This window comes from Halopenitus persicus, from assembly GCF_002355635.1.
GTDB lineage: Archaea > Halobacteriota > Halobacteria > Halobacteriales > Haloferacaceae > Halopenitus > Halopenitus persicus_A.
In genome coordinates, this window is the sequence record NZ_AP017558.1 from 2,450,190 (window position 1) to 2,463,495 (window position 13,306).

Consider the following 13,306-nt stretch of genomic DNA (forward strand, 5'->3'; position numbering starts at 1 on the left):
CAGACGCGAATCCGGCCGATCGCGCGCGACCGGCTGCGGCGGGGGCAACTCACAGCCCGAGCGCGTCGGTGACCCGTTCACGAGTCTCGATCAGCTGCCCGTCGGTCCGGTCCCGGGGTCGATCCAGGGGGACGTCCACGTTCGCGACGACGGTGCCGGGCTGGCCGCCGAGCACGACGACCCGGTCCGCGAGGTAGACCGCCTCCTCGACGTCGTGGGTGACGAGCACGACGGTCGCGTCGACGTCGTCCCGGACGTCGAGCAGGAACTCCTGTTGCTCGACCTTCGTCAGCGCGTCGAGCGCGCTGAACGGTTCGTCGAGGAGGAGGGCCTGCGGCTCGTAGGCCAGCCCCCGTGCGAGCGCGACGCGTTGGGCCATTCCGCCCGAGAGCTCCTCGGGAAGCGCCGTCTCGAAGCCGTCCAGCCCGACGCGGGCGATCAGTTCGTCGACGCGGTCGTCGGCGACCGACTCCTCGAAGCCGAGCCTGACGTTCTCCCGGACGGTCGCCCACGGGAGCAGACGGGGATCCTGAAAGACCACGCCCACGTCGTCGCTGCCGCCGGCGTTCACGGGCGTTCCGTCGACCGACGCCGTGCCGTCGAACCCGGACTCGAGGCCGGCGAGCACGCGCAGCAGCGTGCTCTTGCCACAGCCGGAGGGACCGACGACCGAGACGAACTCGCCGTCCTCGGCCGCGAAATCGACGTCGCGGAGCGCGACCGTCTCGTCGTACGCCTTGGTGAGCGAGCGCGTTTCGAGCATCTTACCCCCAGTAGACGAGCCGCTTCTGGAGCGCCTTCACGCCGATGTCGGAGAGGTTCCCGAGGAACGCGAACAGCAGGATCGACCCGACGATGATGTCGGGGCGTGCGAGCACCCGACCGTCGCTCAACAAAAAGCCCAGCCCCTGGCTCGCGGCGATCAGTTCGGCCGCGACCACGAACATCCACGCCAGTCCGACCCCGCCTCGAACGCCGACCAGCAGGCTCGGGAGGGCCGCAGGGAAGACGACGCGGCGAAGCGTCTCGAACCGGCCGACGTCGTAGACCGCCACGACCTCGAGTAGGTCCTCGTCGATCCCCTGAATCCCCGTCGAGAGGTTGAGGTACACCGGGAAGAACGCGCCCAGCGCGATGAGCGTCACCTTCGCGCTCTCGCCGATGCCGAACCACAGGAGAAACAGCGGAACCCACGCCAGCGAGGGGATGTTCTTCAGGCTCTGGAGGAGCGGATCCAGGAGATCGTTCGCGAGCCCGAACAGTCCGGTGAGCGTCCCGAAGGCGATCCCGGCGCTCACGCCGAAGAGCACGCCGAACGCGACGCGCTGGATCGTGACGCTGAGGTGACCCCACAGCTCGCCGGAGGCGCCCATCGCCACGAAGGTCGTCAGGACGGTCGTCGGGGCGGGCAGCTGGTGCGGTTGGAAGACTCCCCCGGCCACGAGGAAGTGCCAGCAGACCACCAGCAGCCCGGGCACGACGAATCCGAGCACGCTGCGCGGGGAGCCCGGTGTGGCCGGCGTGTGGTCGCGGAGCCACGTCGCCAGGCGTTCCCCGGCCGCGGTCGCGCCGTCGTGGTCCTCGACCGTCGCCATCAGTTCACCACCTCGCTCGCGGTCTCGGAGTCGATCAGCTCGTCGATGCGCGCCTGGAGGTCGGCGTCGGGCTGGACCATTCCCTCCTCCTTGAGGATGGGCGCGAGCGTCGAGAGGAGCTCACGGTGCTGCTCGCCGGGGAGCGCGGTCGAGAGGTCGTTCCGCTCGACGAACACGCGCTCGGCGACCGCCTGGGACATGTCCGACTCGGCGGCCAGGATCGACGCCGTCTCCTGCGGGTTCTCGAGCGCCCACTGGCGCCCGCGTTCGTAGGTCTCCAGGACGCGGCGCGCGTCCTCGGGACGGTCCTCGAGGAAGCCCTCGAGCACGTTGAGGAAGCCGTAGGTGTTGAAGTCCGGTTCCCGGAAGAACAGGTCGACGTCGTGTTCGAGCTCCAACTCGGCCATGTGCGGGTCCAGCCCGGCCCACGCGTCGACGTCGTCCTGAACGAGCGCGGACTGTCCGTCGGGATGTTGGAGGTGGACGACCTCGACGTCGGCCGCGGAGAGCCCCGCCGTCTCCAGCGCCTGCAGGAGGAAGAAGTAGGGATCGGTCCCCCGCGTCGCCGCGACGCGTTTGCCCTCCAGGTCCGCGACCGAGGAGATGCCGGAGTCGGACTTGGCAACGAGCGCGGTCCACTCCGGCTTCGAGTAGATGTACGGCGTCCGGATCGGCACGCCGTTCGTGCGCGCGAGCAGCGCCGCGATGCCCGCCGTCGAGGCGAACTCGGCGGATCCGCTCTGGGAGTACTCGTTGGCCTGGTTGCTCCCGAGGCTGAGCACCCACTCGATCGAGACGTCGTCGTCGGCGAACTCCTCCTCGAGCCAGCCGTGGTCCCGGAGCACGAGGCTGATCGGGTTGTAGTAGGCCCAATCGACCGTGATCGTTCGGCCGTCGGTATCGCTCGACCCGTTGCCGTTTCCATCACCGGTGCTGCTTCCGCCGGTCGCAATGCAGCCAGCCGCAAGCGGCGTGGCGATCGTCGTCCCGGCCGTGGCGAGGAAGCGTCGTCGTTCCATCGTGTCCCCACGTACCGACCGGATTCCCTATAAGGTATGCATAAGTGGAATATTTCGTCGCAGCTATGATGCTTTATAGTAATACACGGATCGAAGAAATTCGAGCAGGAACGTACGAACGCGATGGTGAAGGGTCGAGTCGCCCGTTTTCGTAATTGTGTGTTAGTCTCAGACACTCGGCCGTGACCGAAAGCCTGCGTTCCGAAAACAGGATATCGTGTCCGTTATCCGGGATGGACCGATCGCCGACTCGGGTCGATTGACCGACTCGGCCACCCGTCCGGAACGGTTCGATCACTCGAGCGTTCGTCCCGTCGCGGTCGCCTCACGGTCCGGCCGTCGAGACGATCTTGATCACGTCGCCCTCCGACAGTTCGTGGTCCTCGCCGATCCGGCGGCTCGAGCGCGCGTCGATCGCGTGGAGGTAGCCCTCGCCGATGTCGGAGTGAACGGCGTACGCGAGGTCCTTCGGGGTCGCGCCCGCCCGGAGCAGGAACGCGTCGGGCAGGACGTTTCCGCGGGCGTCGGTCCACTTGGCGGCGTCCTGGACGGGGTAGGCGGTGAACCGGTCGAGCCGGTCGTACACCGCCGCGTTCAGGGCCGTCTGGACGCCGGTCCCCCCGAACGCGTCCATCACGTCACGGATCCCCTCGAGCCCCTCGCGCTGGTCCGTGGAGACGTCGGCGTCGTCGACGATCTCGAAATCCGGATCGCCCGGGTCGTACGCGACGACGCCGGCCTCGGCGGCCCGGCGAAGGCCCAGTTCGCCGTCGGCGGCCGCGAACACCACCGGCTGATCGGTCTCCTTCCGAAGCCGGTCGACGTTCTCCTGGGGTGCCACGTCGGCCTTGTTGGCGACCACGACGATGGGCTTGGTCCGCCGCCGGAGGACCTCGGCCAGCCGCTCGCGGTCCTCGTCGGCCCATTTAAATGGGTCGTCCGGATACTCGATCGACCGGAGGACCGCCGTCACGTCCGCCGCGGTCGCGCCGAACCCCGTGAGCAGGTCCGTCAGCGCCTCCTCGAGGTCGAAGTCGGGCGACCGGGACTTCCGCTCGACGCTCTCCCAGTTGCGGTCGATGATTCCCGCGAGCCAGAGGTCCATCTCGCGTTCGATGAAGTCGACGTCCTCGAGGGGGTCGTGACTCCCGACCGGGACCGGCTCGCCCTCCGCGTCGGTGCCGCCGGAGGCGTCGACGACGTTGAGGATGACGTCCGCGTTCGTCAGCTCGTCGAGGAACTGGTTGCCAAGCCCCTTCCCCTCGTGGGCGCCGGGGACGAGCCCGGCCACGTCGAGGAGTTCGACCGGAACGTACCGCTTCCCGTCGCGGCAGTTCTCCGCCCCGCACCGCTCGTCCCGGTCCAGACACGGACACTCCGTGCGGACGTGTGTGACTCCCCGGTTGGCGTCGATGGTCGTGAACGGGTAGTTCGCGACGTCGACGTCGGCCATCGTCGCGGCCGTATACAGGGTCGACTTCCCCGCGTTCGGTTTCCCCGCGAGCGCGACCGTGATCATCTCAGGCTCCCGCGAGCACGTCCCCGACCCGTCGCGGCTCCCCCGAGAGGTCGGGGTCGGACTCGACGATCTGGAGGATCTCGTGGTCGGTGACGTCCGGGTAGTCCTTCTCGGTCGCCTCCTCGATCAGCTCGCGGTCCAAACGAAACTCGGTCCCCTGATACACGACGTCGACGCCGTCGTCCTCGATGGAGAGGATGGTGCTCATGGCCGATCGGAGGCGTGTCCCCCCTATAAGGGTGCGGCTCTCGGCCGGCGACGGAGGAAGGGTCGTCACCTCCGACGGGCTAGAGATGCAGGGAGACGATCGTCGTCGCCTCCGCCGGCACCGAGGGGACGGTTTCGACGCCGCCGTTTGCGGGCGTGCCGGCGGCCCCGCCCGGGTCAGCGTCGGCCGGTTCGGGGCCGACGCTCGCGGTGGCCTCGAGGCCACCGTCGCCAGTCGGTGAGGCCGATTCGGTCGTCGTGTCGATCGACAGCCGCGCGCCGACGGAGTCGGCGGCCCACGTGACGAGCCAAAGCCCGACGCCGCTGCCGTGGGACAGCGGCGTCTCCTCGTTCGTATCGAGGACGGTGATCTCGTGGTCCGGGATCCCGGGGCCGTCGTCGGCCACCGAGATCACCGTCTCCGTCCCCGCGTCTTGGACCGACACCCAGACGGTCGGGTTCGGCGCGTCGTTGTGGACCGCGGCGTTCTCGACGAGACACCGGAGCGCGGTCTCCAGTCCCGGACCGCCCGCCACCGTCTCGGGGCCCTCGTGATCGACGTGGACCGTGACGTCGGGGTGGTCCCGGCGGATCGTCTCGACCACGCGCTCGATCACGTCCGCCAGGTCGTAGCTGACCGTCCGACCGCGCTGGTCGATGATGCGTTCGATCTCGCGCGCGTTTTCGCTGTTGCCGAGCAGTTCCTCGCTGGCTTCACGGATCGCGTCGATACGCGTGAGCACCGCCGCATCGGTGCTCAGATCGGCGTCCAGGCTCCCGCTCGCGTCCGTGAGATCGTCGGCGAGGAGGTCGGCGTTCCCGCGGATCGTGGTGAGCTTGTTCCGGATGTTGTGTCGGAGCACGCGCGAGAGGATCTGCCGGAGTAGCTCGAGCTCCTCCTCGCGCTCCTCAAGTTCGTGTTCCCGCCGCTTGATCGGCGTGATGTCGCGCAGCACGACCACCCACGCCGTGGAGTCGATCGACCGCTGGACCGCCGAGGCCGACACCGAGAAGTGGCGGACCTCATCGTCCATCGGGACGGCGATCTCCATATCGTCGGTTCCGCCGTCGGTCGGAGCGGCTGTGTCGGTTCCGCCGTCGGTCGGAGCGGCTGTGTCGGTTCCGCCGTCGGTCGGAGCAGTTCCGTCGTCCGCCGTGCTCGAATCCATCCGCGTCGTCGCCTGCAGGATGCGGTCGTGCACCGCCGGGGGGATCGACGTGAAGAACTTCGAGGCGGGCATTCCGACGTGGACGTCGTCGCCGGCGAACAGGCGGTCGGCCGTCGCGTTGTAATCGAGCACGCGGCGTTCGTCGTCGACCGTCACGACGGCGTCGTCCATCTCCGCCATCGCCACCTCCCGTGCGACGGGAACGACCGTGAGCAGGTCCATCCGGTAGAGCGCCTGCAACAGGAACAGTCCGCTGCCCGCGAGGCCGACGGGCGTGAGGTCGTAGACGGTGGGCACCGCGCCGAACAGGGTCAGAAGGTTGGCGATGATCGGCGGGACGACCGCCAGCGTCAGGATCGCTGCCTGTCGCTGCCGCAGCCCGCGCGACCGGAGCCACTCGCCGGCCAGCAGAACCGTGCCGGTCAGGACGAGCAGGTAGTTCAATCCGGACAGTATCCAAAACCCCGTGCCGTAGGACGCGACGAGCACCGTCCCCTGAACGGTCGTTTGAGGGGTCAAAACGAGGTGGTGATAGGAGTTCGACCACGCGACCGCCTGGCCGAGTCCGACGTACGCCACGAAGGGGCCGAGCGCACGTCTGGACGGCCACCAGCCCGTCGTCGATTCGACGGCCAACAGCAGCCAGCCGACCGCGATCAGCGACGCGGCGAGCAGCCGGACGTTCCAGGCGGCCACCGAGAGGTCGGGGTTGGCGACGAGGTACTCGTTGCCGAGGCCGATCGGCCACAGCGCGATCCCGAGGACCGCGAGCGCGAACCCTCGGCTGCCCGGCGTGTCGGGGTGGCGGAGGGGCTCCCGCAGCAGGAACAGCAGCGCCGTCCCCATCGCGAGGTAGCCGAGCCCCACGGTCCCCGACGAGAGCTCCATCGTCGAAACGACGTTCATCGACCGTTATAAAGCCCCCTGCCGACCGCGGGACGGTGGACGGTTCGGGCGCCTTTGGCGGGGTAGGTTCGGGCGCCTTTGGCGGGGTACGCTTAACCGCCTGCACGCTATCAGTGGGGTATGAACGAGACCGACTTCGAGGCGTACCGGACCTTCCGCCGCGACCTCCATCGCCATCCCGAACCGGCGTGGTGCGAGTACTACACGACCGACCGGATCGTCGCCGCGCTCCGGGACCGTGAACCGGACGAATTGTACGTCGGTCGCGAGGCGCTCGCGGGCGACGCGCGCACCGGCGTTCCCGATGCGGAGACCCTGGATATGTGGACCGACCGCGCCCGTCAGGCCGGCGTCGACCCCGACGTCCTCGAACGGACGGCCGACGGCCACACCGGCTGTATCGCCGTCTTCGAGCGCGGCGACGGGCCCACGGTTGGCCTCCGCGTGGACATCGACGCGCTGCCGGTGACCGAGGCCGACGACCCCGACCACGATCCGGCCGCGGGCGGCTACCGCTCGGCACACGAGGGGTACATGCACGCCTGCGGTCACGACGCCCACGCGACGATCGGGATCGGCGTGATCGACGCCGTCCTCGCCGGCGGGTTCGCGGGGACGCTCGTCGTCGTCTTCCAGCCCAGCGAGGAGCGGATCGGCGGCGGCCGGCCGATCGCTGAGTCCGGTCACCTCGACGACGTCGACTACCTGCTGGCGGTCCACGTCGGCCTCGACCATCCATCCGGCGAGGTCGTCAGCGGGATCGACGGATTCCTGGCGGTGCGGCACTTCCGGGCCGACTTCGAGGGTCGACCGGCCCACGCGGGAGCGAACCCCGAACAGGGGCGGAACGCGGTGCAGGCTATGGCCACCGCCGTCGAGAACCTCTACGCGATCCCCAGACACGCCGACGGCAAGACGCGGGTCAACGCCGGGGTCGTCGGGGGCGGAACCGCCACGAACGTCATCCCCGAGGAGGCGTTCATCGAGGGGGAGGTCCGCGGCGGCACCACCGAGCTCGCCGACTACATGTTCCACAAGGCCGAGCGCGTCCTGCGCGCGGCCGCGGAGACCCACGGCTGCTCGGTCGCCATCGAGTCCACCGGGGGTGCCCCCAGCGCGACCAGCGACGCCGCGCTGGCGGCCGTCGTCGGCGAGGCGGCCAGCGGCGTCGACGGCGTCGAGACGGTCAGCGACCGGGACGACCTCGGGGGCAGCGAGGATGCGACCTACCTGATGGAGCGCGTCCAGGACCGCGGCGGGCTCGCCTGTTACGTCTGCGTCGGCACCGACCATCCCGGCGGACACCACACGTCCACGTTCGACGTCGACGACGACGACGTTCGGATCGCCATCGACGTCCTCGCGGACACGATCGAACGCATCGGCGAGGCGCCGCCGAGTCGGTGAATCGGGGGTCGGTGCATCGTCTCCTCGAACGCGACCATCAGACCGACCGGTCGATCACGGCACGAACGAGCGACGCGAGCGGACCGGCCGTCCGGGGCGGTCCACCCGAACCGGGAGCCGCGTCGGCCGCCGTTTCATCCATCGTCGGCGGCGACGTCGCCTCCGACCGGACGTTCACCTCCGACCCGTTCGGGAGCGAATCGTCCGCCGCCTCCGCCGCCGCCTCGACGGCCGTCCGTTCGTGATGACGAACCCGGCGCCGGACCGCCGCCGGATCGGCGTCGGCGATCAGGGGCGCGATGGCGTCGATCGGCGCCGTGGCGTCCGGCCCGAGCCGTGCCATTCCGACCGCGGTTCCGAGATGTCGGCCGCACTCCCGGAGTGCGTCGGTTCGCTCGTCGCGTCCGCCGACGGACCCGCCGAGCGCCATCGCAACTTCGTAGAGACTGCCGAGTGTCCGGTGGGCCATCTCCTCGGCCGTTTCGAGCGCTGCGTGGTCGCTCCCGGCGGCGATCGTCAACCCTTCGCTCACCGCGGTCATCGTTTCCGCGATCAGGGCGTATCGACCGACCGCCTCGCCCGGCGAGGACGGCACGAACGAACCGACCGAGTCGGCTGGTTCGCTCGGGTTGGCTGGTTCGCTCGGGTTGGCTGGTTCGCTCGGGTTGGCTGGTTCGGTCACTCCGGTCGAGTCGGTCGGCTCGGCGTCGCTCGCGGCGTCGGCGAGTTGGGTGAACGCCGCGGCGTAACAGACGTCGCCGGCAAGCAGGGTTTCCATTCCCGGATCGACCGTCGCCTCGCGGTCCCGATCGGCAGCGGCGCCCTCTTGGGCAGGCTCGCAGCCCCCGTCCCGCGGCACGAACGGCGTCGGTGCCTCGAGCAACCGAGCGTGGATCCGTGCTCCGGTTTCCACGAGCGTGATCGCCACCGCGGCGTCGAGGGCGCGGTCGGGCCCCGGGATCGACTCGACCATCGTCGCGTCGGGCATCGTCGTCTCGCGGGACGTCGCGTCGGCACCGTCGGCGAGCGTCGCTTCGCTCGACTCGTCCGGTACCGTCGCCGCCGTCGCGAGCAAGAGCGTCCCCGATCCGGTGATGACCGACTCCCGAAGTCGTTCACGAACGGCGTCATACAGGACTGCCGGCTCGCGTCCCTCGAGCCGGGCCGTGAGCGCGCGGTCGAGCCGGCGGTCGCAGGCGTGGAGGAGGTCAGTCGACGGGACCGTCATCGTTCCTCGAGTTCGTGACGGTGCGTGTAAAAGCCACGTGAGCGTGAAGGTTTCGCCGGATGGTCGCGCGCATCCGGATCTCGCCGCCAGGCTGCGCCAGTACGTCACTCCCGACGCCGCATCAGCGTCCCCCGACGCTGCATCAGCGTCCCCCGACGCCGCATCAGCGTTCCCCGACGCCGCGTTAGTACTTCGCCTCGGCGCCGGTGGTCTCGTAGATGCGGTCGAGGATCCGGTCGCGGTCCGTGGTCCACGACCCCATCGCCGCGGGCGAGCCGGGATACTCGCCGTAGTGGTCGAGCAGCTCGTCCGCGAGCTGCTTGGTCTCGTAGAAGTTCCAGATCGTGCCCCAGTAGCCGAAGCTCTTTATCGCACATTTCAGCTTGAGCCCGAAGGACATCGACGTCGACCCCTCGTACAGCGCCTCCGCGAGGTTCTCGCCGGGGAGTGCGGCCAGCAGCCCCATCAGGTCGTCGATGTCCACCGCGGTCGAGAGGATGTTGTAGACGTCGAGGCCGGCGTACCGGCCGCCGAAGTGGTCCATCACGCGCTCGTTGTACCGCCAGAGTGCGTCCTCGCTCACGTCGCCGTCGCCGATCGCTTCGACGGCCTGCTCGCCCGCGTACTTGCCGGCGTAGGCCGCGCCGGCGATCCCGCCGCCGGTCGTGGGGTTGACGTGGCCGGCGGCGTCGCCGACCGCCATGTATCCCGGCGCGACCGCGGAGTCGTACGGGCGGCGGGTCGGAAGCGCGGCGCCGAGCTTGTCGGTGACGGTCGCGCCCGCGAACTCGGGGCGGTTCCGGAGGTCGCGTTTCAGCGACTCGACGAGCTTCATCGGCTCCTCGTTCATCTGGAAGCCGAGGCCGGCGTTGATCTCGGTGTCGGTCCGCGGGAAGTACCAGAGGTAGCCGGCCGCGCGCTCGGTCGGCTTGAACACCAACGCGTCGTCCCACTCGACCGGCTCGGGGACCTCCACGATCTCGCGGTAGGCCGAGCAGAACTGCGAGTACCGGACGTTCGTGTCGAAGGTCGTCCCCGAGAAGTCGGCCTTGTCCTGCAACAGCGAGAGCGACCCCGCCCCGTCGATCACGACGTCCGCCGCGAAGTCGATCGCGTCCCCGCGGCGCTTTCCGCGGAGGCCGGTCACGCGACCGTCCTCGTCCTGGAGCACGTCCCCGATCACGGTGTCGTAGTGGAACTCGACGCCGGCGTCATCGGCGGCCTCGATGAGTCGACGGCCGTATTCCCAGCGGTCGATGACCGCGAGCTCGCCCGGGACGGGGATCTCGAGGACCGTGTTCTCCTGGGGGATCTCGAAGCGGCCGTGGTCGACGCCCGTGTTCGTGAACGCGGGCTCGATCCGGGATTTGGGGATCGCCTCGGGGAACGCGTCGGCCCCCTTCAGCGCGTCGCCGCAGGCGATGTGGCCGGCCTCGGTCTCGTCCTTCCGCTCGACGATGGCGACGTCGAGGCCCGCCTCGGCGATCGTCGTCGCGGCATAACAGCCGGCCGTCCCGGCCCCCGCGACGACGACGTCGTACTCGTGGGTGGTCATATCTCATTCGTGGCCGCCGGGCGGGCAAAACTCTTTATGCCGATTTTCGTCCTCCGAACGACGTCACAACGCCGGGTCGGCCGGCAGGGTGCCCCTGATCCCGTCGCGCGGTTACCCCGATTCGGCCGCGTACCGGTTTCCGTCGGCGATCGTTTTAAAAAGGGCGCCGATCAGGCCGCCGACGAGCAGGGCGCCGGCGCTCACGATGATGACCAGGCCGATGATCATTCCGACGGCCTCCCGGACGATGCCGCTGTAGCCGACGACCAGTTCCGGGGTGAAAAAGACCAACAGCCCGACCGGCAACAGCAGCCAGCCCGCAAGGAAAACGATGATCAGCCGAAGCATCGACGGACTGAGCGCGTACGCGAAGGCTGAGTCGAAATCGACGCCACGGCCGGCCAGAACGTCCTCCACGTCGGTCATCGGATCACCGGGTGAACGACCGACGGCCGAACGCATAACGGTATCGGCCGGATCATCGAATCGGAGCCGCATCGGCCGGCACACCGCGTCGCTTTTCAGGGACTCCCGCGTACGGCCGGTCGTGCTTTCGGTCGAGCTGCATACCCACTCGGAACGCTCCCACGACGGCCGCGACCCGGTCGACCTGCTGTTGGAGCAGGCGGCCGCGGTCGGGCTCGACGCCATCGCGGTCACCGACCACGACGCGATCGACGCGTCGATCGAGGCCGCCGAGCGCGCGGCCGACCACGGCCTCGTCGGGATCGTCGGGATGGAGGTGACGTGTGCGGCCGGCCACGTGCTCGCGTTCGGCGTCGAGGACCTGGTACCCTCGGGGCTTCCCTACGACGAGACCCTCGATCGGATCCACGACCAGGGCGGGATCGCGGTCGTCCCCCATCCGTTCCAGAAGAGCCGCCACGGCGTCGCGGCCCACATCGACGACGAGCAGCTCGCGAGCGCGGACGCGATCGAGGTGTACAACTCCCGGCTGCTGACCGGACGGGCGAACCGCAAGGCCGAGCGCTTCGCGCTCCACCGCGACCTCCCGATGACCGCCGGCAGCGACGCCCACGTCTCCGAAATGGTCGGACAGGCGGTCACCGAGGTCGACGCCGACGAGCCGTCAGCCGCGGGGATCCTCGAGGCGATCGCCGCCGGACGAACGAGCGTCATCGGCCGCCGGACTCCCTGGCACGTCTCCTTCCGACAGGCGGCCGGCGGCGCGAAGCGTCGGGTCCTCCGGCGGCTGGACGATCTGCGATGACGGCCGACGGCGACTCGACCGGCGAGGACGACCCGGTTCCCGAGGATGACTGGATCGTCGATGCTGATCCGGTGGTCGACGAGGGCGCGTTCGCGCGTGACCGCCGACACGGTGCGACTCCCGAGCGAGTTCGGCTGGCGATTCGCGAATCCGACCCCCTCCCCGGCGGCACTGGCTTCGGCGGGTACGTCGACCTGGCGGACGGGACGCCGGCGCTCGTCCGGGACGTCCTCGGCCGGGTTCCGGTCTTCGTCGAGGCGACTGCGGCCGACCCGACGGCGGACGAGGCGTGGGCGTTCGACCGCCGGCGGCTCGAGGAGCCGCGGTCCGTGCCGGCCGGGACCGTTCTGACGGCCGCGGACGAGCGCCGCGTCTGGACGCTCCCGGACTCGCGGGCCGACGCAGCCGCGGCTGCGCAGGCAGGCGTCGACGAGGCGATCCGCGAGTCGATCGCCGCCGTCGATGACGCCGTTGCTGCCGACGGCAATAACGCCACCGTTGCTGCCGACGGCAATAACGCCACCGTTGCTGCGGACGGTCACGACACCGACGCCGAATCCGATTCCGGCGGCGACGTCGCGGTCGCCTTTTCCGGCGGCGTCGACTCGGGGATCGTCGCCGCGGGCGCGCCCGAGGCGCCCTGTTACGTCGCCGGATTCGAGGGGTGTCACGACGTCGCGGCCGCCCGCACCGCCGCGGCGGCGATGGACCGCGAGCTGCGCGAGGTTCGGATCGACCACGACGACCTCCGGGCGGCGATCCCTACGGTCGCCGCGGCCACCGGGCGGACGAACCCGATGGATCTCGCGATCGCGGTTCCGCTGTACTGCACCGCGCGCGCGGCCGCGGCGGACGGCCACGATCGACTCCTGCTCGGACAGGGTGCCGACGAGCTGTTCGGCGGGTACAGCAAGGTCGTCGAACCGGCCGACGACCACCGGGTCGACGCGGGGACGGTGCGGGGCGCGCGCGACGAGACGATGCGGACGCTGCCGGCGCAGATCGAACGCGACGTCGGGGCGGTCCGAACCGCCGGGATCGAGCCCGTGACGCCGCTGCTCGCGGACCGCGTGGTGGCGGCCGCGCTGCGGCTTCCGGGATCGTTGCTTGCCACGCCCGATGAGCGGAAGATCGCGCTGCGGCGCGCCGCCGAGGGGCTGGTCCCCGAATCGGTCCGGACCGCGGAGAAGAAGGCGGTGCAGTACGGCACCTACGTCTCTCGGGAGCTCGACCGGCTCGCCCGGCAGGCGGGATTCAAACGACGGATGGACGACCACGTCGAGCGATACGTCGAGTCGGTGCTCCTGGATTCGCCCCCTCCGGAACCGGTCGCCGACGAGTGAGAGGCGTTCCTCGCCATATTGGTATATAAATGAACGATCGTTACGGTCCGTTCGGGCGTTTCGGGGCGTCTACCGGCGGTTGTGATCGGATCACACAATACATTTATGTAGTGCCAGTTCCTAACTC

The 13,306-nt window shown here is 69.6% G+C and carries 12 protein-coding genes; 3 read left to right on the top strand and 9 right to left on the bottom strand.

Annotated elements, in window-relative coordinates:
- Positions 1–49: 49 nt before the first annotated feature.
- The 6 genes from CPZ00_RS11930 to CPZ00_RS11955 form a co-directional block, all read right to left on the bottom strand.
- Positions 50–763: an ABC transporter ATP-binding protein gene (locus tag CPZ00_RS11930; RefSeq protein WP_096391075.1), complete on the bottom strand. Its 714-nt coding sequence runs from the start codon at positions 761–763 to the stop codon at positions 50–52.
- 1 nt (position 764) lies between these two features.
- Positions 765–1,595 (bottom strand): ABC transporter permease, encoded by an 831-nt coding sequence (locus tag CPZ00_RS11935; RefSeq protein WP_096391076.1) that lies wholly within the window; start codon positions 1,593–1,595, stop codon positions 765–767.
- Positions 1,595–2,614 (bottom strand): aliphatic sulfonate ABC transporter substrate-binding protein, encoded by a 1,020-nt coding sequence (locus CPZ00_RS11940; RefSeq protein ID WP_096391077.1) that lies wholly within the window; start codon positions 2,612–2,614, stop codon positions 1,595–1,597. The genes CPZ00_RS11935 and CPZ00_RS11940 overlap by 1 nt, the downstream gene beginning before the upstream one ends.
- A 325-nt stretch (positions 2,615–2,939) precedes the next feature.
- On the bottom strand, positions 2,940–4,133 hold the full coding sequence (locus CPZ00_RS11945; protein WP_096391078.1) for a redox-regulated ATPase YchF: 1,194 nt from the start codon (positions 4,131–4,133) through the stop codon (positions 2,940–2,942).
- 1 nt (position 4,134) lies between these two features.
- The gene (locus tag CPZ00_RS11950; RefSeq protein ID WP_096391079.1) at positions 4,135–4,341 is read right to left on the bottom strand and encodes a DUF5800 family protein; all 207 of its coding nucleotides are present in this window, start codon (positions 4,339–4,341) and stop codon (positions 4,135–4,137) included.
- 79 nt (positions 4,342–4,420) lie between these two features.
- The gene (locus CPZ00_RS11955; RefSeq protein WP_172861825.1) at positions 4,421–6,397 is read right to left on the bottom strand and encodes a sensor histidine kinase; all 1,977 of its coding nucleotides are present in this window, start codon (positions 6,395–6,397) and stop codon (positions 4,421–4,423) included.
- A gap of 138 nt (positions 6,398–6,535) precedes the next feature.
- On the opposite strand from CPZ00_RS11955, the gene CPZ00_RS11960 reads away from it, so the two are divergent.
- A complete protein-coding gene (locus tag CPZ00_RS11960; protein WP_096391081.1) occupies positions 6,536–7,822 on the top strand; it encodes an amidohydrolase in 1,287 nt (428 codons plus the stop codon).
- A gap of 37 nt (positions 7,823–7,859) precedes the next feature.
- Here CPZ00_RS11960 and CPZ00_RS11965 read toward each other — a convergent pair whose 3' ends face one another.
- From CPZ00_RS11965 to CPZ00_RS11975, 3 genes are all read right to left on the bottom strand, one after another.
- On the bottom strand, positions 7,860–9,050 hold the full coding sequence (locus CPZ00_RS11965) for a polyprenyl synthetase family protein (RefSeq protein WP_096391082.1): 1,191 nt from the start codon (positions 9,048–9,050) through the stop codon (positions 7,860–7,862).
- A 184-nt stretch (positions 9,051–9,234) separates the two neighbouring features.
- The gene (locus CPZ00_RS11970) at positions 9,235–10,605 is read right to left on the bottom strand and encodes a geranylgeranyl reductase family protein (RefSeq protein ID WP_096391083.1); all 1,371 of its coding nucleotides are present in this window, start codon (positions 10,603–10,605) and stop codon (positions 9,235–9,237) included.
- A gap of 111 nt (positions 10,606–10,716) precedes the next feature.
- A complete protein-coding gene (locus CPZ00_RS11975) occupies positions 10,717–11,031 on the bottom strand; it encodes a hypothetical protein (RefSeq protein WP_157744236.1) in 315 nt (104 codons plus the stop codon).
- Positions 11,032–11,152: 121 nt separating this feature from the next.
- Here CPZ00_RS11975 and CPZ00_RS11980 point away from each other — a divergent pair, with 121 nt between their 5' ends.
- Positions 11,153–11,836, top strand: a complete 684-nt coding sequence (locus CPZ00_RS11980) for a PHP domain-containing protein (protein ID WP_096391085.1) — start codon at positions 11,153–11,155, stop codon at positions 11,834–11,836.
- On the top strand, positions 11,833–13,179 hold the full coding sequence (locus CPZ00_RS11985; protein ID WP_096391086.1) for an asparagine synthase C-terminal domain-containing protein: 1,347 nt from the start codon (positions 11,833–11,835) through the stop codon (positions 13,177–13,179). The genes CPZ00_RS11980 and CPZ00_RS11985 overlap by 4 nt, the downstream gene beginning before the upstream one ends.
- Positions 13,180–13,306: the final 127 nt, after the last annotated feature.